This is a genomic window from Aneurinibacillus tyrosinisolvens (assembly GCF_001015055.1).
Taxonomy (GTDB): Bacteria; Bacillota; Bacilli; order Aneurinibacillales; family Aneurinibacillaceae; genus Aneurinibacillus_A; species Aneurinibacillus_A tyrosinisolvens.
In genome coordinates this window covers 1-18,973 of sequence record NZ_BBWZ01000040.1, presented here as the reverse complement: position 1 = coordinate 18,973, position 18,973 = coordinate 1, and the positions used below count along the sequence as shown (strand labels likewise).

The 18,973-nt window shown below is 39.7% G+C and carries 22 protein-coding genes, 4 pseudogenes and 1 riboswitch; of the genes and pseudogenes, 6 read left to right on the top strand and 20 right to left on the bottom strand.

What is annotated here, in order from left to right; genetic code table 11:
- Window positions 1-45 precede the first annotated feature (45 nt).
- Both MBEAL2_RS29660 and MBEAL2_RS23175 read right to left on the bottom strand, forming a co-directional pair.
- Window positions 46-951 (bottom strand): GGDEF domain-containing protein, encoded by a 906-nt coding sequence (locus MBEAL2_RS29660; RefSeq protein ID WP_161798276.1) that lies wholly within the window; start codon window positions 949-951, stop codon window positions 46-48.
- Between the two features lies 1 nt (window position 952).
- A complete protein-coding gene (locus MBEAL2_RS23175; protein ID WP_047154613.1) occupies window positions 953-3,064 on the bottom strand; it encodes a DEAD/DEAH box helicase family protein in 2,112 nt (703 codons plus the stop codon).
- A gap of 197 nt (window positions 3,065-3,261) precedes the next feature.
- Between MBEAL2_RS23175 and MBEAL2_RS23170 the strand changes: the two genes are divergently transcribed.
- Window positions 3,262-3,594, top strand: coding sequence for a helix-turn-helix domain-containing protein (locus MBEAL2_RS23170; RefSeq protein ID WP_047154612.1), 333 nt, complete (start codon window positions 3,262-3,264; stop codon window positions 3,592-3,594).
- An 80-nt stretch (window positions 3,595-3,674) separates the two neighbouring features.
- Here the strand turns inward: MBEAL2_RS23170 and MBEAL2_RS23165 are convergent, their stop codons facing one another.
- A complete protein-coding gene (locus tag MBEAL2_RS23165) occupies window positions 3,675-3,914 on the bottom strand; it encodes a YflT domain-containing protein (RefSeq protein WP_052947940.1) in 240 nt (79 codons plus the stop codon).
- 24 nt (window positions 3,915-3,938) lie between these two features.
- Between MBEAL2_RS23165 and MBEAL2_RS23160 the strand changes: the two genes are divergently transcribed.
- Window positions 3,939-4,562, top strand: coding sequence for a hypothetical protein (locus tag MBEAL2_RS23160; RefSeq protein ID WP_047154611.1), 624 nt, complete (start codon window positions 3,939-3,941; stop codon window positions 4,560-4,562).
- A 17-nt stretch (window positions 4,563-4,579) separates the two neighbouring features.
- On the opposite strand, the gene MBEAL2_RS23155 is transcribed toward MBEAL2_RS23160, so the two are convergent.
- The 12 genes and pseudogenes from MBEAL2_RS23155 to MBEAL2_RS23120 all read right to left on the bottom strand — a co-directional run bounded on the left by MBEAL2_RS23155 (window position 4,580) and on the right by MBEAL2_RS23120 (window position 13,909).
- Window positions 4,580-5,431: an STAS domain-containing protein gene (locus MBEAL2_RS23155; RefSeq protein ID WP_047154610.1), complete on the bottom strand. Its 852-nt coding sequence runs from the start codon at window positions 5,429-5,431 to the stop codon at window positions 4,580-4,582.
- A 188-nt stretch (window positions 5,432-5,619) separates the two neighbouring features.
- The gene (locus tag MBEAL2_RS23150) at window positions 5,620-5,841 is read right to left on the bottom strand and encodes an aspartyl-phosphate phosphatase Spo0E family protein (RefSeq protein ID WP_082130118.1); all 222 of its coding nucleotides are present in this window, start codon (window positions 5,839-5,841) and stop codon (window positions 5,620-5,622) included.
- Window positions 5,842-6,060: 219 nt separating this feature from the next.
- On the bottom strand, window positions 6,061-6,675 hold the full coding sequence (locus MBEAL2_RS23145) for a DL-endopeptidase inhibitor IseA family protein (protein WP_052947939.1): 615 nt from the start codon (window positions 6,673-6,675) through the stop codon (window positions 6,061-6,063).
- A 548-nt stretch (window positions 6,676-7,223) separates the two neighbouring features.
- Window positions 7,224-7,355: a hypothetical protein gene (locus MBEAL2_RS33745; RefSeq protein ID WP_269082512.1), complete on the bottom strand. Its 132-nt coding sequence runs from the start codon at window positions 7,353-7,355 to the stop codon at window positions 7,224-7,226.
- Window positions 7,333-7,653, bottom strand: a complete 321-nt coding sequence (locus MBEAL2_RS23135; RefSeq protein ID WP_152667900.1) for a hypothetical protein — start codon at window positions 7,651-7,653, stop codon at window positions 7,333-7,335. The genes MBEAL2_RS33745 and MBEAL2_RS23135 overlap by 23 nt, the downstream gene beginning before the upstream one ends.
- Before the next feature lie 303 nt (window positions 7,654-7,956).
- Window positions 7,957-8,247 (bottom strand): annotated as a pseudogene (locus tag MBEAL2_RS30595) (DUF3427 domain-containing protein); the annotation flags it as partial.
- 243 nt (window positions 8,248-8,490) lie between these two features.
- Window positions 8,491-9,288: an SEC-C metal-binding domain-containing protein gene (locus MBEAL2_RS33740; RefSeq protein ID WP_047154606.1), complete on the bottom strand. Its 798-nt coding sequence runs from the start codon at window positions 9,286-9,288 to the stop codon at window positions 8,491-8,493.
- Between the two features lie 58 nt (window positions 9,289-9,346).
- Window positions 9,347-10,126 carry a DEAD/DEAH box helicase gene (locus MBEAL2_RS33195; protein WP_369405525.1) on the bottom strand — a complete coding sequence of 260 codons (780 nt, stop codon included), beginning with the start codon at window positions 10,124-10,126 and terminating at the stop codon, window positions 9,347-9,349.
- A gap of 5 nt (window positions 10,127-10,131) precedes the next feature.
- Window positions 10,132-10,731, bottom strand: a complete 600-nt coding sequence (locus MBEAL2_RS33190; RefSeq protein ID WP_269082510.1) for an SNF2-related protein — start codon at window positions 10,729-10,731, stop codon at window positions 10,132-10,134.
- Between the two features lie 23 nt (window positions 10,732-10,754).
- Window positions 10,755-12,068 carry an SNF2 helicase associated domain-containing protein gene (locus MBEAL2_RS33185; protein ID WP_439644903.1) on the bottom strand — a complete coding sequence of 438 codons (1,314 nt, stop codon included), beginning with the start codon at window positions 12,066-12,068 and terminating at the stop codon, window positions 10,755-10,757.
- Window positions 12,069-12,374: 306 nt separating this feature from the next.
- Window positions 12,375-12,434 (bottom strand): annotated as a pseudogene (locus MBEAL2_RS34420) (hypothetical protein); the annotation flags it as partial.
- 1,031 nt (window positions 12,435-13,465) lie between these two features.
- On the bottom strand, window positions 13,466-13,909 hold the full coding sequence (locus MBEAL2_RS23120; RefSeq protein ID WP_047154605.1) for a HEAT repeat domain-containing protein: 444 nt from the start codon (window positions 13,907-13,909) through the stop codon (window positions 13,466-13,468).
- A gap of 275 nt (window positions 13,910-14,184) precedes the next feature.
- Here MBEAL2_RS23120 and MBEAL2_RS23115 point away from each other — a divergent pair, with 275 nt between their 5' ends.
- Both MBEAL2_RS23115 and MBEAL2_RS32010 read left to right on the top strand, forming a co-directional pair.
- Window positions 14,185-14,364: a hypothetical protein gene (locus MBEAL2_RS23115; RefSeq protein ID WP_047154604.1), complete on the top strand. Its 180-nt coding sequence runs from the start codon at window positions 14,185-14,187 to the stop codon at window positions 14,362-14,364.
- A gap of 105 nt (window positions 14,365-14,469) precedes the next feature.
- Window positions 14,470-14,643, top strand: a complete 174-nt coding sequence (locus MBEAL2_RS32010; protein WP_161798275.1) for a hypothetical protein — start codon at window positions 14,470-14,472, stop codon at window positions 14,641-14,643.
- A gap of 825 nt (window positions 14,644-15,468) precedes the next feature.
- On the opposite strand, the gene MBEAL2_RS31285 is transcribed toward MBEAL2_RS32010, so the two are convergent.
- Both MBEAL2_RS31285 and MBEAL2_RS23110 read right to left on the bottom strand, forming a co-directional pair.
- Entirely contained in the window at window positions 15,469-15,654 is a 186-nt protein-coding gene (locus tag MBEAL2_RS31285; protein ID WP_152667899.1) for a hypothetical protein, read from the bottom strand.
- A gap of 36 nt (window positions 15,655-15,690) precedes the next feature.
- Window positions 15,691-15,858: pseudogene (locus MBEAL2_RS23110) on the bottom strand (DinB family protein); the annotation flags it as partial.
- Window positions 15,859-16,031: 173 nt separating this feature from the next.
- Between MBEAL2_RS23110 and MBEAL2_RS30585 the strand changes: the two are divergent.
- Together MBEAL2_RS30585 and MBEAL2_RS23105 are read left to right on the top strand one after the other, a co-directional pair.
- Window positions 16,032-16,217: a DUF8096 family protein gene (locus MBEAL2_RS30585; protein WP_439644902.1), complete on the top strand. Its 186-nt coding sequence runs from the start codon at window positions 16,032-16,034 to the stop codon at window positions 16,215-16,217.
- Window positions 16,218-16,391: 174 nt separating this feature from the next.
- Complete coding sequence (locus MBEAL2_RS23105) at window positions 16,392-16,592, top strand: hypothetical protein (protein ID WP_047154602.1); 201 nt, start codon at window positions 16,392-16,394, stop codon at window positions 16,590-16,592.
- A 126-nt stretch (window positions 16,593-16,718) separates the two neighbouring features.
- Here MBEAL2_RS23105 and MBEAL2_RS30580 read toward each other — a convergent pair whose 3' ends face one another.
- From MBEAL2_RS30580 to MBEAL2_RS33180, 3 genes and pseudogenes are all read right to left on the bottom strand, one after another.
- Entirely contained in the window at window positions 16,719-16,895 is a 177-nt protein-coding gene (locus tag MBEAL2_RS30580; RefSeq protein WP_082130116.1) for a YjfB family protein, read from the bottom strand.
- Window positions 16,896-16,953: 58 nt separating this feature from the next.
- Entirely contained in the window at window positions 16,954-17,436 is a 483-nt protein-coding gene (locus MBEAL2_RS23100; protein ID WP_047154601.1) for an Lrp/AsnC family transcriptional regulator, read from the bottom strand.
- 249 nt (window positions 17,437-17,685) lie between these two features.
- Window positions 17,686-17,769: riboswitch (cyclic di-GMP riboswitch) on the bottom strand.
- Window positions 17,770-18,786: 1,017 nt separating this feature from the next.
- A pseudogene (locus MBEAL2_RS33180) lies at window positions 18,787-18,973 on the bottom strand (hypothetical protein); the annotation flags it as partial.

The window sequence follows — 18,973 nt, the reverse complement described above, 5'->3', positions numbered from 1 at the left end:
TATTATGGAATCTCACTCTTCCTTCAGTGGGAATGAACATAACTATTATGCTGTTGCACCGTATTCTACTTCCACCCTATTTCTGCCCTTTTCTTTTGCTTTATACAGCGCTTGATCTGCTCTTGAAATGAGCTGGCTGCTTTCGTCTCCCTTCTGATAGCAGGAGACACCAAAGCTGCTTGTTTTTTGCCGGACGATAGGAAATGAATACTGTTCAATCTTTTCTCGTAACATGTCAGCCAGCCTAGTTGCATCACCTAGAGAAGTATTTGGACAAACGATCATAAATTCTTCCCCGCCCCAGCGTCCCACTATATCGGTATCACGAACCGTTTCCTTTAGGAGCCCCGCAAAGGCCGTTAACACTTTATCTCCCTCTTGATGGCCATACCTATCATTCACCTGTTTAAAATAATCAATATCCAGCAGGATAAGAGAAAGCGGCTCGCCGAGTTGTTCCCCCAGCTCTACCTTGCTTTTTAGAACATTCTCTACTTTATAACGATTATAAAGCTGTGTTAAGCTATCGATCGTTGACAATTTTTCCAGCAATTCCAGCCTTTGATTAAACAATTTTTGCTCGTCTTCCCGTTGTTTTTTTAGAATATTAATTTTATCCGCAAGCACAAGAGATACGAGGATGGCCTCTAATGCAGCCCCTACTGTGGAAATCGCCCCGAAAAACAACGGATGAAAAGGAAACACACCTAATAAACTAAATACCTGCGAAGCAACCACAAGGGCTAAAGCGATTAAGGAAAAATACAAATACACTTTCTCTTTAAGTGAAAAGAACAACAATAGATTGTAAAGAAAAAGGGACACCATAAAACCGTAAAAAATTCCGGATAAAAATCTATACTGAATGATACTTTCGATAAATCCTTTTTCCGTATGCAAATAAGAAAGGTAGTTAATGGGGAGCCCTCCTGATAGCTTAAAGTAAATCATTTTAACGTTGCCTATGCCCGATTTTTGCCTTATCCAGCTTCGCCCAATCGAACACATCTTTAGCTAAAGCTCCATTGGCAAGCATCTCATAAAACGCCGCTTCCCCTAACAATACATAACTCCATTCACAATCCATACGATTTTCAGAACGTAGCTGATTCACTCTCGCAATCCACTCTAAAGCACTGTACTGTTTTTGCTTCACGTTTGCCTCTTCCAGTTCTTTTTGCGCTTTTGTTTCTACAACAAATAATTCGCCTCCCATTTTCACCATAAAATCCGGGCAGTAAGAAGCAAGCATTCCATCTGTACGAACGTACGTGATGCTAGCAAAGGAATGATAATATTCATTGATCTTTACAAACGCGTCTACTTTACTATCCCGATCACAGAACAGCATGAAGAATTTTTCAAACTCTCCTTTGTTAGATGGATAAGGCAGCTTTTTATATATTGTTTTAACTAGATTCAAAGCGAAATTTTTACGCATTCGCAATTCACTAACTTCCGAGAAGAATTGCTTCGTAACGATGACTTGCAACTTTTCTTCTTGTTCCCGTGCAATTACGGGCCAGAACAAATCATAGTCCTGGTAATTGTCTTTGAGCCCTGTATGAATCATATCACCTACTATACTTTCCCGATGATTCGGAACTGCTTCTGTTTCGCCAACCAGCCCTTCCTGCATTGCATCTTCATAAGATTGTAGGAACGCCGGGTGCTCAACAATGCTGAGAATATCCAGATAGTTATTCGGCTCCTGCTGCTTTTCCAAAACCCGAATCCGATTTTCTGCTTTACTCTCCAGAAACTCTGGTTCACGCCACATTAATCGCAACCCTCGACCGGCAATTTGTTCCAGCAAAATAGGAGCTTCAGATGAACGCAAGGGGACAATTACACAAATATTATTGACATCAAATCCCTCACGCAGCATTAAGGCGGATACAATGACCTTCGGCTTTTCGCAATGATCTACATTAAACAACCGCTGCTTGATCTCTTTCCATTCCTTCTCTGAGACCTTTCCCTTCCAGCCGGAATCAATCTGGATTACATCTTCTTCACTTAACCGCTCATGTGCAGTAAGGAATTCCGTTACAAGTGGAGAAACGGTTGTATCTTCACAAATAACGAGCATTTTGGGATACTTTCCTTCAAGCCCTTTATGGCCTTTCGTAAACTTCCCAAATTCCCTTTCTAAAATACGAAGTTTTTGCAGGCCAGCCCGCAGCAGCAGCTTTTGACCTTCAGATAAGGCAATCGCTTTCCTTCCATCATGAACGGCTTTATAATCCTGGTCTTCCACTGCTAATTCCCTGGGACAGTTAAGTACAATGGTTTTAACCACCCCTTGACGGATAGCTGACTTTAAATCAAAACTCACAACAATGTGGGTCTTATTGAGGCTTGTTTGCCATTCCGCTTCCATACTAAATACAACCAGCTCAGAAAGCTTTGCAAGAAAATCAAGTTCTCTTCGACTTAAATAGTTCCCATTAGTAATGGCAACCATTTCATCCCCTGTTACCTTACGGCCAATCTCCTCTTTCGATACAACAGATGTTTGCAGGAAATTAAAAAGGACAGCTTTATAGGCAGGAGGAACAAATAGGGCTTCGAACTTTTTGAAATCAGACGTTGCAAAATTTCTTATGTTATCTTCCATTTCTTTACCGAGATAAGAGTCAAGCAGACGCTCATACATAATAAGGCCTGGAACTGCTAACAGAAAATGCTTCGAATACCTTTCCGTTGGCTTATCTTCTTCTGCATTTAAATATTGCCAGATGAGCAAAGCGGCTATAACCCATGTTTTTCCTGTTCCTGTGGCCATTTTCATGCAATACTTGGGGTACTGGTATTTGGCTTGTTGCCATACCTCGTGAATGTAAATCATATTCAAAATGGCCTGTTTCTGTCCGGGATGGAAATTAAACGGCCGCATATCACAAAACACATCAGAAAACCAATACTGCAAGAGATCGCGGGTAACAGGTGTTACATTTTCCAAAAAGGAGCCGTCTTCCCATGCACGGTTCACAATCGCTGTAATTTCATTCGCAAGCTTAAGTGGAGTATCCTCAATCCCCATATTTCGCCGGTTTGCCATGAACTACCTCTCCTTCAACAGCTTTCACGCAGATTGTGCGTTTGCCTGCCCTTGTAACTCTACTTTGACCCAGATGTGTAAACCTAATAGTTAAAATTTACTCTTTAGTTTATCATTATTAACCAATTGGTTCAATTTGAATTATTATGCATGTAATGGAATTTTAATCGTTGTTATAGTTTGATTGGGTGATATACATGAGCTTTGATTATTCGGTAATAGGGAAAAGAATTAAAAAAGCCCGGGAAGATAAAGGATTAACCCAGGAGAAATTAGCGGAACAGTTAGATGTTTCAAATGCTTACATAAGTAAAATCGAGCGCGGTAAGACACCCGTTAACCTCGATAGATTAGCCGAATTATGTGCCGTACTTGAAAAAACACCGGAATATATGTTGAATGGAACAAACAGCATTTCCGAAGACTTCCTTCGAAATGAAATTATGGAAATGCTCGAAGGCTGTTCGGCTGAAAAGATCAAGCTCATTTCACAAGTAATCAAACCGATTATTGATTACGGTGAAAGATGAAAATAAAAAAGGAACCTCTATGCAAGCAAAAAAAGCCGTCCTGCTTAAGGAACGGCTTTTAGCTTTTTTAGACTATTCACTTAGAGAAAAAGCCCAACATCTTTGTTGTCACTTTTCACCACAACAAGCACTTTCCCCTCATCTAGTTTGGACTCATAACTTTCTGCTTCTGTTTGAGAAAAGCCGAGATTAACAAATTCATTTCGTAATTCATCCCCCCGGTTTTTAAACAGATTGGCTACCGTATCAAACGGGATTCTTTTGTTTAACCGTTTATGATGGCAGGGTAATAACTCCTTAAGAAATGGACTGTAACACACAATCGCACAGGAGGGAACTTGAGTATGCCCTACGTTAATTTTGTTGGGAAAACCGAGAACGCCGATCGGCGAGACGTATACAAATACTACCTGACTGTCGATCGAGAGAAGGTCGTGAATTGGGATAGCAAAACGAGGCGCAAACGTTTAGGTAATTTCAAAGACCGGGTAATCAGGGGGCATCGATGGAAAAAGGGAAAGATGCAGGTGGAAGAGATAACGAAGCTTTACATGAATCCAGGCTCAACCTGGCTTAAACGCTTTTCCTGCACTTGCGAAAAGACAGCTTATCCCTGTCCGGTATGCGCAAAAAACAACCACACATTTGCTGATTTCATCAACAATTATCAAAAAATATGGGCGGAAATGGACGAAACCGGCATCAACGTGGAAGAGGAGCCTCAAAGCGATCAGGCGCACAGGCGGGAAATGGAAAGTTTGTGTGATAGTTTACGAGACGGAACGCTCCCTTACCCCGTGATTTTAATTCACGAAACAAACACCGAAGAGTCAGCGGAAAGCGGACTGCCTCTGGGCAGCCCGATTGTTGCGGATGGAAATCATCGTTTGGCAGCGACTTTAATGGCGAAAAAAGCCAGCGACACAGTCACTGTCTATTATGGCGAGCTCGAAAAAGCGCCCGGCTGACAAAGCAGCACTGTGTATTATTTTTTCTTCAATCGTTCATTGTTAAAGGTTATTGCTTGAGCAAGAGTGGACGTAATAGATGCTTTATCAAAGGAAAGCCCAAGTTGTACGGCTGCAGCTGCGATTTCAGGCCTTATCCCCGATAGCGTTGATTCTACGCCGATGAGATTCAAGGCATCTATTAATTGAAAAATTGAATAGGCTACCATTGTATCCATCTTTGCCACACCTGATAAATCAATAAAAAGATGGACAATTTTTTTATTTGCACATTGGTTTATTGTGTTTTCAAGAATGAATTTTGCTCTTGCAGCATCAATATCTCCGACTAATGGAAGTAATCCTGTGTTGTTATTAAGCGTAATAATAGGTGAACTTAATTCATTAATTTTCCCTTGCTGAGCCCTCAATAGACTTTTTGAATAATTATCAATCTCTTCAACAAACCAAAGTATAATTCTATCAAAAGTATTGATGATCGTTTCATTCCATGATTCCATTTGTTGCTGCGTAATTTTTTTCTCATATAAAGAGACAAATTCTTTAATGAAACTCAAGTATTGCTGCCGAACTCTCGTAAACTCTCTTACGATAAAATGGATTGGTGTTTTTAAATGTTGTTCATCCTTCGCAATTTCAAGAATCCAATCATTAAGATTCCGATAAAACGACGTTTCCTCTTCAACAAAAACTTGACAAAAATGCAGGTGAAATTCAAAGTTTTGTTCCTTTAAAGTTTTTATTATATCTGGGTCAGTAGAAGCATAAACTCCCGCGGGATCGCTTTTGTCTAATGAGTTGTACCATTGTTCGGTGAGTTGTTTCGCTTTATTTAAAAGAAACGTTTGTAGTTCTTCGCTTGTATTCATAATTATTAGTCCCCTTATTATAGAGTTAGTATATATTCATGTATTAATTTAACTATTTTTATGTACAGAATAAACACTCACTTGCTTATTTTAACATATGATATTAATTTAATTATAAAGGGCTGACCCCTATAAAAGCAGGCCAGCCCACGATAGCGTCATGATATATTACACATAGACGAAGTTGGTTAAAAAACCAGGCTGCTCCAGCAGAAGGTTATGTTTTTTGCGTGTTTTTCTTCTAATTTCATTAATTTAAAAATCAAAGAATCAATTTCTTGACTGATACGCAGAACCTGTGGATGTTGGAAATCAAAATTATATATCTCTGCTACATTCACCATTATTATTTTCATCTCACCAATCGTAAATAGGAGATCCTCTTTAGTATCCTTTTTCAATTTGCTCATCCCCTTTATCCTGTAATAGTTACCACTATATGTAACGTTATTATATCTGTATAAAGGACAGTTTTATAGGCATAAAGGCATGCAAATGATGCACTTAAATAAACTTACTATATACCGATATAAATAAATGAGGAGTTTAAAATACAAAAATAAAATGTAAGCGAAAAGCCATTCCTCATTAGGAACGGCCTTCTTCTCTTCTAACCTTATTATCCAATCTTAAAAGAATGGTTCCGGTGGTGTAGCAATCCGCCATACTCCGTTTACTTTCTTTACTTTAATCGTTTCAATCTCAGGCTTCGCTTGATTTTCCGGATAAGGAATGGTTAATTTATATTCCCTGGTAGTAGATGACTTCTTTATCAGTTTTACTGTTGCTTTGCCGTATTCGAGAAGATTCCCTTTATCCGCGTTCAGCTGTGCCATCCTTCCTTTATGTTCAATAAACCGTTCCTTTATATACTTCTCACTTGCTTTCCTGGTGAAGGTTTTCATTAAATAGCCAAGAAGCTTTTCATGTGTCCCAATGTCTGAAGAGAGATACCTATATTCACGCCCTTCTAAAGTAAAAACTTCCATTTTTTGAGTGCCATTGCCGCTGCCACCAATATTCGTGTAAAAATAGCGTTTTTCCGCCTCTAACACTAAGGAAATAAGATTGTTTTTATTTATGTTTTTTATTTGTGTGGGATCTGCTGAGTGTTGTTGTTTTACGTCTGTTACCGCAGATTTAGCAATCACAGGCTGGGCAATGACTTTTTCCGCCATAACCGGGGTAACGGAAAGAAAACTGCAAGATAGCACTAAACAACTAATTAACATGTGTTTTTTCATGTTTTTTATCCTCCTTTAGCTTTCTACTCTTTAAACGAAAAGTAAAGAGGAATTGTTGCCCCTGATTACATATATACCAATAGACTTTCATATTACTTTTTTCCAGGTTGTACAGGGATTAGAGGCTAAACAAGTGTCACGATAGTTCGAAATCTCATCATTATGGAAATCTATAAAAGTACATGGAATTTCTAACACCTCTCCTGTTCCTGGTTCAAACATCAATATATGCGACTGTCCATCATGTACTCTTTCCTTATCGAGGGCAAACTGTCGCCCAAGCCAGTCATAACCAAAGCAAGATATTCGTCCGGAAAACTCAGGAAACGCTTAAGTAATGATGTCGTTCCAGAAGTTGATTTTTGAAATATCATGAAGTCTATATAACCCTTCACCAAAAGATTCGCCATTGTAAGAGCTAAATAATTCACAGAACCCTTTTGTATTTCTTTGTAAATCATTAAACATTCTTATGTCTGATTTATTAAGTTCTTTTGCTGTCCAACCTCCTGCGATCAAGTGATCCCAGCCGCTCAGCTTCTCCCCGGTCACACGGATCGAGCCATACTATAGTTCCATTCTAGCAAACCAGTGAGGGTCCCGCACTCCCTTTCCCGCTGGCCCAGTTCCGAAGCGAGCTCCTTCAGTTGATCCGGTTCAATGTTGATTCGCCCGCTCACGTTCTCGCTCCCACCTTTCTAGCTCTGCGGCTTCTTCCCGCAGCCTTCTCGCTTCCTGCCTGAGCTGTTCCATCAGTTCCTGCCCGATGGAAACGGCTGATGACCCTGTTGTTCCCGCTTCCTGCACGAGAGATTCAAAGGTCGCTTTCTTCTGGCTCTCCCAGTCTGCGCTAAGGTGCTCAACCGTGCTGCCTGTCCGGCTGTCCACCTGCCGGAAGTTCCCTATCGCCTCGCCTACCTGGACCGCAAACCGCTCGGCGGCGTCTGCCTGCATCCGCAATCGTTGTGCTGATGACAAGATTCCACCTCCACTTTTTTCCTTAACTTGCAACTTTTATCATACTTTTTAGAAAGAAGGGGAGAACCGAGAGGAATTTACTAATTTTTTCTAATAAAGGAAGCTAGAGAGGTATCAAACAACCCAGAACGATTGAAGCTTTAGGCCTAGAAAGAACAGCCGCCAGATTAGACCGGCAGATTCTCCGCTAAAATTTGTATTTCTGGTAACCACACCCACCAAATGCTAGAGAAGGTTTATAATTCATAAAGACCGCCTGAAAACCAGGCGGCCTTTTACCATTTATAATAGGCTAAATGCACATTACAAAATATTCTTATTCGCTCTAGGGACTAAATACGAGGGGATTTCCTCTTTCAGCTTCCATATAAAACTCATAGGCTTACTTCCGGAATGGTTAATGTATTCAGAGGTTCCTAAGAATACGAAAGGAGCCGTATAGCCATGCTCCTTCTTATACTCCCTTACAAATAGAGCGATTTTATGATTTGATTTTTTATGGTGAATATACCTCCTGGCTGTTTCACTGTTTTCCGCCACCCTACTTTAGGTTTGCCAATGGAAAAGCCTTTCATTAATCGCATAGTCATCATATTCTCAAGCCGATCGGATTATGTTTGCCGCAATAAAAGCTGGTATATTACAATGTCCTTGAATGAGTTATGTCTGTGACAGGGGAGATTAATCATGGCAAAAAAGAAAAAAGCCAAGCATCCGCAACTTAAGGAGGACTTTGGCTCTGTTCGCTTTTTTTGCAAGCATTGTCAATGTTTTTTTGAGATCGAATGGGAGACTATCTTTGGCTAAATCTGCCCTATCATCTAACCACTTTAACGGTTATTTGCCACAACACTTCTTATATTTCTGACCACTGCCACAGGTACAAGGGTCATTTCGGCCGATTTTTGTGCTTATTACAGGAACGGCCTTGCGCATGGGTGGTAACGAACCTTTCACATGGCGGGCCAAGTTTTGACGCCGTAAATCAGCTATTTTGTTCCTGATATCGGCAGCTTCTTCTTCCATTTCAAGTTCGGCATACAAATCACATAAGCGTTTTAGAACATCAAACCGATCTTCAAGTTCTTTTACTTCAAGCGCCTGTTTTAATATTTGTATCGCTTTTTCACTGTTTTTGTTCTGTTCTTGCCCGAAATCCCAGTATTGATCAGACCATCCAATCCAGCCCCATCCCCATGTCGGGTATTCCTCAAGGCATTTCTTGAAAGCCTGATCTCCTTCAGCATTCTTTCCAAGCTGGTAATAGGATTCTCCAATTGCTGCTCTCATGGTAAGGAGATTAAATTCATCCTTATCTCGATACATGGATATATATTCACTGCAGAAATCAATCCTCGCCTGGGCAAAAGAAATATCCCGGCGGGCAGCGTCATCCAGTGCTATTTCAAAATCAGCAGACCAGTTGTATATCGATTGAGTACCATGAAATGCTGCGTCCATATCTTCAATGTACTCAAAACCATGGGTCTTCATAATATTGACGATGTCTTTCCAAACCTCGCTCCATTCACCACAAGCACCTATGGAGTTATCCTCCAAAGCAAAATTATAACCTTCTTGCATTTTATCATCGAGCTTCTGCTGTAATGCAATTTCTAAAGAACGACTGCTCATTCGACTTATTCTCCTTTTTTTGATTCCATGCTGATGCTCATCAGAAAAGATATACTCATTATATCCCTAATATTTCGCGGATCTCCGCTTCAGATAAGCTGGACAGCATTGTTTCCCCGGGCTGGATGACTTGTTTAATCAGTTCTTTTTTCTTCTCTTGCATTTCATATATTTTTTCTTCAATCGTTCCGCGCGCAATCAGCCTCATCACCTGGACACTATTTTTTTGCCCCATGCGGTGGGCCCGGCCTGCAGCCTGTTCTTCAACAGCAGGATTCCACCATAAATCATAAAGAATGACGGTGTCAGCCCCGGTTAAATTTAATCCGGTGCCTCCCGCTTTTAACGAAATGAGAAAGAGGTCGTTCTCACCATGATTAAATCGCTCTGCCATTTCCACCCGGTCTTTAGAGGGGGTTTGTCCATCCAGATAAAAGTACCCGGTGTTTTTCCGATTCAGCTCTTCACGAATAATCTGGAGCATGCTTGTAAATTGAGAGAAAACTAATATCCTTCTCTTATTTTCAAGCGCATTTTCAATGATTTCCATCAATTGTTCCATTTTACCTGACGTATCTTCATAGTTTTCAAGGAATAGAGCAGGGTGGCAGCAGAGTTGTCTAAGCCTTGTTATCCCCGCAAGAATTTTGATGCGGTTTTTTTGAAACCCTTCTGTCTGCAGAGATTCCTTCGCTTCCTCTTGAATTTTTTTGAGATAGCCAACATACAATTCTTTCTGTTTCTTCATCAATTCTGATTGATGGACGGTTTCAATTTTTTCAGGCAGTTCTTTTAACACATCCTGTTTTAATCGCCTCAATATAAATGGACGTACCATTTTCGCTATTTTAGACTGAGGTAAATTCTTGAGCTCCGCTGATTTTGGAAAAACCCGGGCAAAACTGCCTCAAAGATGGACCACAGTTCATCCAGGGAATTTTCAATCGGCGTTCCGCTCAGTGCAAATCGTTTTCCTGCTTTGATTGTTTTCACGGCGCTGGCGGTTTTGGTTAAATGATTTTTAATCGCCTGTGCTTCATCTAAAATAAGCGAATCAAATTCCATACTTTCATAAAGTTCAAGATCATGCCGCAAAAGTGGATAAGACGTAATAAATACATCCGGAGTGCGGTCGCGGAGGCATTCGCCGCGTTCTTCCGGCGTACCATAAACAACTGCGACATCTAAATCGGGCGCATACTTTTCAAATTCACTTTTCCAGTTGTACACAAGTGATGCCGGGACAACAATAAGCGATGTTTTCGCCTTTCTTGTTTCATCCGCTTTTTCAGAGAGAAGATAGGTGATCGCCTGCAATGTTTTTCCGAGTCCCATATCATCAGCCAGAATACCTCCCAGACGATAATGGGCTAAGGTTTTAAGCCATTGAAAGCCAAAATGCTGGTAGTCCCGCAGCCTGGCATGCAAGGTTTCGGGTACCACAAACTCTACTATATCCGGGTTCCTTAGTTCCTGGATAAGCTGGCGAAACTTCTTCCCCAGCCTGGCTGAATGCCCGCCCCCTCGCTAATGATTTCATCAACCTGCAGACTGCGATATACGGGAAGCTGCAAGACTCCTGCTTTTAACTGCGATTTATTAATATGCAATTCTGTAAACAACTGATTCATCGTTTGGAATGTTTCATTCTCTAATGATACGAATGCGCCATTCGATAAACGGTAATATTTCTTCTTCTCCACAACAGATTGTAAAATCTGTCTGACCTCTTGTTCATCAATTCCTTCCATATCGAAACGAATCTCCAGTAAATTCCCGCCTGAATCCACATCGATTTTTGTGATGGGCTTACTATCTTTAAGCAAAGTCAACGATCTGGCAGCTTCGCTCATATAGAGTTCCGCTTTCTGTGCAAGCTTCGGAACGGCTGTAAACATAAAGTTGTAAATCTCGTTGTCACCCTCAATGTAACATTCTTTTCCGTTGTATTTGAAAGGGGTGCTTTCAAATAGTTTCATGATTTCTTGCTCTTTTTCCATGTCGCGCATAAGGATGATGTCCTGTTTTGAATCATGTGTTACCTCTTCCCGGAATGGATCGATGACGATGTTTCCATAATGGTATTCAATTCTGGCAGACATTCGCTCATCCCTGTCATCGATAAACATCTTTACATTTAAGGGCGGACTAACAATCTGATCGGATATTTGTTCCGCTACTTCTACCTGGCCAATTTCCTTTAATCCAGGCATAACGTATGAGATGAATGTTTCCATTTGCTGCTGCGCAACCAGAAGAGAACTCTCTCCATAAGGACCCATAGAAGAGAAAAACTTGCTTATAATGTCCTTCTGAGAAGGGGACAATTTATAGAAGGTTCCGTCCTGGAACAGCCACCCGTACGATTCAAAAAAGATAACATCTCTTAAGTCAGCTACGTCCAGTTCAAACTCTCCTGCCGCCCCTTTTTCCAGGCGGAATGTTAACGGAAGTTTGTGTTCCTCGGGATTTACCCGAAATAATACAGGGGCATAGTCTCTAAAAACTACGTTTCTGCCCTGTAATTCGAAAAAAAGCCGATCAATTACCATAGGAGAAATGAGCAGGAAGCGGTCATTCTGCGTGCCCCAATAATAGGATTGCTGACTATGAAAAAATTCTTCATTTTTTTGGATTTCCCGCAACAGGTGCAGCGCTTTGCGATCCTCTTCCAGAAGGTAATGTTCAGACGGTTCAAAGGAGAATTTTGATGTAAAATAGTAAGGGGTTCCTTCTTCAATACTTTGTAAGAATTCACCGATGTTTTTTACCACATACATTCGATTTATTCCCACTTTCAATTCTATCGTGAGAAGTTTCCGGGTAATTTCTCCCCTTGCAGGCTGTACTTTGCATATATATTCTACCGTTAACGGCTGTTTTTCAGATGTTTGTTTAGCTTCGTATACCGGATTCATCCGGTTCATCAATGTGGTAATAATCTGAGATGTCTGCTGATATTTTTGTGCATCCCAGGTTGTTGTTTTATGGTTTCCGGCATATTTTCCGGTCTTTATCATTTTTGATTCCGCTTCTTTCTTCTGTTGTTCTTGTTGTATTCTCAGAAGTACTGCAACGATGTGTTTGCATTTCCCGTACGTATCATATGTAGGGCAATCGCACGAGAAATCAATATCCCTGCCCATCATGCAAATTTCTACATCGTAGTCATAAGTTCCGGTAACTACGGCGTGCCACGTAACTTCGGCCGGATCAAAATCAAGCTTGATAACCCGCCCATGCTGATAATACGAAAGCCCGGACTGATAAACTGCATTGGATCCGCCCCACTCTTTCACTAATTCCCTGGTGATAAAAAAATCTGTTTCACTCATGTTCTCACCTCTATATCTGATAGATATGGATTACCCTATTCTATCATTAATTATTATACTTCATTGCCAACTTCTAATCACAATAAACACTTAGTGTATTGGGCTTGCTAGTTGCAAAAAAATAACTGAAGGCACACACACCTCCAGCTCCACTATCGTATCATGTTACCATTACTCCAAAATTCAGAAGTTACTTTAATACTGTTAATTCTTCTTGGACTGATGTAACACCTTTGCTTATGATTGCTGAAGTGAATTTAACGCATTACATCTGGGGCATCTATCGTTATTGTGTTTGTATGTGTATCTTCCACCATACCCAATAACTTCTGCTATCGCTATAAACATTCTATCATGCTCTTTGGTCTTATACTCACATTTGTCACAGTATACATATGCTTTCATTTCGATTACCTCACGTTAATGAATTTTTCATTAAACACTCTCTAGGAGTATGCCTGTAGCCATTCTTATCAAAAGTATCAATATTTAAACATGAGATGCCGTGTAAAGTGAGGGAAACATCAAGCCGTTTGTCATTCGGTTAAAGATGAATGTGGCATTCTATAGAAAAAAAATCATTACGGCGATGGACTCCGGCGGACTCCACGATTACAGGCGACTTTACTTGTCAGTTATGAATAGAAAATTATGTAGAATTATGTTATAAAATGTATATATAATAGTTCAAATTACAGAGTTGCCTATGCCTAATAACAAATTTAAAATTGACTTTTCACTCCCTTTCTTCAATAGATGCATAATAAAAACCCTTGATTTACAAGGGTTTTATACACGGACCATCACGATTTCTTGGAGGTATTTATCGCTATCAATACCTTCTACTTTTTCGGTAACGACGCCCACGTGTTTTCAAGCCACTTATCAAAGTCCGCTCCCTTTTCGCCTTCGTACGTATCATATACATCAATTCTCATCTTTTTTAACTTCTCCTTGAACTCTTCAAACGTATGACCTTCTGGCAAACTCTTCTTAATTCTTAACAAGATCTTTGTTACTCCTTTAATCAAGTCGCCTTTTTTCCTTGACGGTAATTCAATATCTTCACCAAATTCTTTGAGCTTATGGAAAGCAGCCTCTTGAACTTTATACACAGCATCACTAATCATGATACGAGTTAGTAAATCGGTTGTTTGTTTGCTTTTCCACTGACCTAACTCTTCAACAGCACCTAAACGTTCTCTCCAATTCGACGTTCGATTGGCAGATTTTTTTAATTCCTCATAATTTGGAGGTAACCCATTTTTTGCTTCTTTATTATTCAAACGATTCATTCTCCTTCTGGCTTTTATAATTTGTAAGTTTCTATCGTTGGACTACTTTCTTACTAACAGTGAACAGCACTCCACATGCGTCGTTTCGAGGGTCAAACTTCAATGGATTTATCTCACAAGAAATAACTGAATTTGCAACTCGTTTTACCACCGTTAAATTGATTCACTTACATATATAATTATATCCGTTACTTATGTGCGTGGTCAAAAATGTGGTCAGTGGTCAAAAGCAAAAGCCTAGTCTTAATCGAATCCCAGGTGGCCGGTTGATAAAAGCGTTAAAGCAGAAGACTTCTGGAGCATGTGATGTCATTACATATCATGTCGTTTTAGGACAAAATAAAAGCCCCCTATCCATCATCTGGAAGGAGGCTATGGTATACCTGGGGAAGCTCTATGCGCCGCTTCCGGAGCTTCGCTATACACTACAGCATATGCCAGCATAACCAGAAACAGAAACGTTTTCTGACTATAAAGAAAATTTAATATTCAATACAGGTAATTTCTGCTATAATTTGCGAAAAAGAACTTTTAAATAAGGAGATAAAACAATGGGGATTAAAAAAGAAAGTATCAATACAATAAAAATTAGAAGTTTGGTTGTGGCAAAGGAGGAGATTAAATGTCAGATTATCAACCCTCATTTGTCATGGGAAGAACGAGCGGAAATATACAAAAAGGTTCAATTAATCAATAAACAAATTGATGAACTATTGGAGAATTAATACATAAGAGTACCCCGCCGCCTGTAATGCTTTGATTGCATCGTCTGTTTTAGAATCAACCACAGTGTTGAATCTTAGCTTCTAAGGCTGCTTGTGTTTTTTCCATCCTACATCCTCCTCACCCCTTTTCCAGGGCAAAATAAAAGGAGCGCCTACATAGCGCTCCATTTGATTCTATGATGTTCAATTTTTCTACTGATACTTTCCTTCATTTCTGGGTCAAGACATCCATCCAACAACAATTCATAATACCAAGCGCGAAACTGATGCCATTTTCTAACCAAAAGGCGCATAGCCCACCAACTTTCATCCAGATTTTTACTTGCTATAACTTGTATTTTTGACTAGTTATTTTAGAATCATTCATCAAATCGCGATTAAGGTAAGTCTGTTATCTCCTTCAACGTAAAAATTCACCTGAAACAGAAACATTGATTCCACCATTTTTAAATAACTGCATACTAGTGGACCCACCACCTAAATAAAGACCGTTCCCATTTACTGAATCGCTGGAGAGGGCTGTTTGTGCTGTGACATTAATTAATTCTTTGTAATCGATATATTCATTCGTCCAACAGCTCAAAGAAGATGTGCTCGCACTGGATGTTGGAAATAAGCCGCCCGGAATTATCCCGTTGCTCGTCTGTCGTCCGGATGATATACAACTAAAAAACGCTCACCCATTTGGATAAGCGCTGATTTATACCGCCTGTTGGCTTTCAAGATATGCCTGGTATTCTGCTTCCCATGTGTCGCCTTTTCCCTCTTCGATAATGTAATGGAATGGTTCACGCACGCGAGACACAGAGTATCTGTAGCTGTTCACTAGGCCAATTTGTACGGTGTGAACGCTTTGGTTGCGTATCCTGCCGGGAGGGTGGCAACCTTCAATTCTACTTCCAGTTCTACAAAATCCGTGTTGATGGTGGATGCTGTTACACCGTCTGAGGCATCAGCGTAGGCTAATGAAGAAAATAAATTTTGTGCTATTTGCCCCGATGTAAAAGCCACTCCGGAGAGTGACTTTTTTATTAATCCTAGTGGTTTTCATTCCTTATCCATTTCATATAAATAAAAAATGTAATCCGTTGAAGCACCCTGATGTCCTAATTGTCGTAACATGGTCGTGAAGTTCCCGCGGTGATACGTTCCGTGATTAACAACATGCTGTACTAATTCGGAAAGTTGGGTTTCCAATCGCCCAAAATTGGGGTGTTCACTTCTCATTACCATAAAACCCTTGTTTCAAGATACTACATTTATTAATTCAATATCAGGAAAGAGATTCCCTGTTCCTACGAATTATTTTCTCTTTCCATGCACTCTACCTCCCTTACTATTTATCTGATATGATATATAAGTTAAATCCAACATGAAGGTGATACATATTGATTGAAGATCACACAAAAAAATATAACAGTTATGACACAACCATTATTTATGATTACAAAGAACACCCTGACGTTATCAGTGGGCGCTGTGATAATTGTGGGAGTGCCCGTTTCAGTAACTCTATCAAGGATCATAATTTAGTCAGAGAATGTAAAGAGTGTGGTATGAAAAAAAGCATTTAACCCTATACAAAATATAGGGTTTTTTTACAAAAGAAAAGCACCTCGACGGATGCTTAAGTAATTATATCAAGTATTACTTCACATCATACTTTATCTGATATCCCAATAACTCCCTCGAATAACATCAGTTTGTTAATGCATACTAACGTTATACCAACCGAAAGGACGGATTTCATGTCAGACGAAAAGTTGATAGTCCCAGGGCCAGGGAGTCCAAAAGCCAATGATGTAATGAATAGTGAATTTGCTGGTGATCCTGATGTTGTTCGTGAAGCAAATCTGGCAGAGAAAACCAATATTTTTTTTGGTGAAGAGAAAGCCAAACAATCAATTAAGATAAACGAATTAGAGGCAAAGCCAAATTACCCAGAATAGGCCGTGTAAAAGCGGCTTTTTTGTTTGCTTTAAATAAAAAAGACACCCTTAAGATTTATTTTCCCGCCATTTACATCACCACCCACCTCCACGGCAAGATAAAAAGCCATCCGTTAAGGATGACTTTTAAATACGAGTATCAATGTTTCCTCCAAGATTTGGCGAGACACTTCGTTCTAATAACTGAATCATTTGCTCTCCATCAGCTTTCTGTGAATCCATAACTTTCTTAGTAACGGCTATACCTACTTGACTACCAATTGAAATTGCTTTTAGGTTTGTTGCAACTGCTGCTATATCCATGTTATCACCTCTTTTCACTTACTTAAATTATCGGTAAAGGAACCTCATTGATAGAAACTCAAAGATTCAAAACAAGTTTTTCTTCCTCTTCATAAGCTAAGTAACTAAAGCTATTTTTGTATTCCCTTAACTCAATAGAAACACTAATGGAGGAAATCCCTTCAATGTTACCTAACTTTTCATTTGTAAATTTCATAAGTTCCCCATTAGAAGTGAAGTATGCCTGGATAATTAAGTCATGCAGGCCAGAACAAGCAGCAATAAAGCCGACCTCGCTTAGTGGAACGAGTTCCTGGGCAACCTTCTCTTGATATCCAAGATTGGTGGATATAGAAATAACAGCCGAAACAGGTAATCCAACCTTTTCCGGTTCGCTATTAATTATGAATTCGAAAACCTTATCTTCCAACATTCTATTAATCCTACCTCTAATCGTACCTTCGCTTACCCCGAGCTCTTCGGCCATTAAAGTATAGGAATAACGAGCATCTTCTTGTAACATCTTTATAATTTCTTTATCTAACTTATCTAGCTCCCTCATCGCCTACTCCTTTTATTTCCTGTTCCTAATTATTTACTTTGTTACGGAGTAAATAATTTTCTACAAACAAAAAGGCCGTCTCTTTAGTAACGGCTTTTCATGTTTAATAATCGTCATTATTTCTACAGTCGGCAATGCTTCGTTAACTGGTTATGAATGTTTTGGTTCATCTGGAAACTTCTCAAGCAAAAAGAAGAATTCCTCAACGGGTTCTGGTGTACTTATTACGTCTATTCTCATAAATATCCCCCCGGTAACTGGCTGGCATATCCTAAGATAGAAGCCCCTATAGTTTTGCGTCCTTACCTTTCGATAAGTGCGCCCTTTCAGCCAGGACTATCATATCACAAAAAAACAAAAATGTGACATGATTCGATATTTTTCAAAAAAATAAAAGAAGATAACAAAAGGCGCTTTTCCTATAACACTTGTCCAAACAAAAGCACAACCCTATACATACGATATTACATAACGCATTATAGGAGGTGATAACTATAGCACGCCGCCCTGTACAAGTTGTTACACTGAGACCTGGCCAAAGTGTAGTCTTTCGCTGCAGAAACAGAATTGTAGTGGTTCGTTGCCGCCGTCGTCGTCGTAGTCTCTAAAACCTAAAGGCCGCTCCCTCGCTGGGACGGCCTTACTCGTTGGTACGCCATCATTGTTCTATTAGCAATCTTGTTCTTCCCTATTATGGGGCTAATCGTGTATTTGATTATTCGAAGAAATTAATGACTTAACTTTATCCTCTCCCAGGTAAAAATCAGGAGAGGGCGTTTTTTTATTCTGCAACCTTTAAACAGTTAAACTCGTATTAAATATTGAGCGATGTGTTAAAGCTCGCCCCCTAGAAGTTCCCCTCTTGCTGCATCCAGGAGGGGAATTTTTATGTATAGGATTTAATTTAATGGGAAACATAATAATACTCCAAAAACTCCTACCCCCCTTCCAGCCACTTGTCTGGAAGGGGATTTTTTATGTTTCAATTTATGCTACAAGGGTAAATAGTTAGGGACGAAACTTTTTGAACTTCACTTTACTCCCTTAAAGAACCCTTTTCTTGTCCTCCTGAATATTACAGGAGGTATTTTTTATTTGAAAATTGAATATTATTTATTAGCTTTCATTGTCAGCCTCCCCATCCTCCTTCATTTCCTATTTCTGCTCATTTACATTAGAAATAGCTGTAATGATATGATTTTTAACTATTCGGATCATCTTCCTGTTATATTGGAAGTACAACTTCATTTATGCACTAACCAATTTTTCTATTGCCGACCTAGTGCCGGCCTTTTTTATTGCTCTTTTCCTTCACGCCATGTTGAAAATTTAATGCAACGCTAGTGAAGTTTACCAAAATATATAATTCGGCAGCTTACCCTCTCGCTGAATATAAGTGTGCATCTTTTTCAAGCCACTACGTGGTTCAACCCCATTCTGTACCGCACTCTCGTACTCACGCATCCATTCATCCTTCACATCATATTTCATCAGCCACTTCAGTAATACATACAGCTTGACTTCTTCGGTATGGTCT

Coding starts and splice junctions, on each gene's coding strand:
- MBEAL2_RS29660 (WP_161798276.1), bottom strand. CDS start 951: ATGATTTACTTTAAGCTATCAGGAGGGCTCCCCATTAACTACCTTTCT.
- MBEAL2_RS23175 (WP_047154613.1), bottom strand. CDS start 3,064: ATGGCAAACCGGCGAAATATGGGGATTGAGGATACTCCACTTAAGCTT.
- MBEAL2_RS23170 (WP_047154612.1), top strand. CDS start 3,262: ATGAGCTTTGATTATTCGGTAATAGGGAAAAGAATTAAAAAAGCCCGG.
- MBEAL2_RS23160 (WP_047154611.1), top strand. CDS start 3,939: ATGCCCTACGTTAATTTTGTTGGGAAAACCGAGAACGCCGATCGGCGA.
- MBEAL2_RS23155 (WP_047154610.1), bottom strand. CDS start 5,431: ATGAATACAAGCGAAGAACTACAAACGTTTCTTTTAAATAAAGCGAAA.
- MBEAL2_RS23150 (WP_082130118.1), bottom strand. CDS start 5,841: ATGAGCAAATTGAAAAAGGATACTAAAGAGGATCTCCTATTTACGATT.
- MBEAL2_RS23145 (WP_052947939.1), bottom strand. CDS start 6,675: ATGAAAAAACACATGTTAATTAGTTGTTTAGTGCTATCTTGCAGTTTT.
- MBEAL2_RS33740 (WP_047154606.1), bottom strand. CDS start 9,288: ATGAGCAGTCGTTCTTTAGAAATTGCATTACAGCAGAAGCTCGATGAT.
- MBEAL2_RS33195 (WP_369405525.1), bottom strand. CDS start 10,126: ATGGTACGTCCATTTATATTGAGGCGATTAAAACAGGATGTGTTAAAA.
- MBEAL2_RS33185 (WP_439644903.1), bottom strand. CDS start 12,068: ATGTATGTGGTAAAAAACATCGGTGAATTCTTACAAAGTATTGAAGAA.
- MBEAL2_RS32010 (WP_161798275.1), top strand. CDS start 14,470: ATGGGGATTAAAAAAGAAAGTATCAATACAATAAAAATTAGAAGTTTG.
- MBEAL2_RS23105 (WP_047154602.1), top strand. CDS start 16,392: ATGTCAGACGAAAAGTTGATAGTCCCAGGGCCAGGGAGTCCAAAAGCC.
- MBEAL2_RS30580 (WP_082130116.1), bottom strand. CDS start 16,895: ATGGATATAGCAGCAGTTGCAACAAACCTAAAAGCAATTTCAATTGGT.
- MBEAL2_RS23100 (WP_047154601.1), bottom strand. CDS start 17,436: ATGAGGGAGCTAGATAAGTTAGATAAAGAAATTATAAAGATGTTACAA.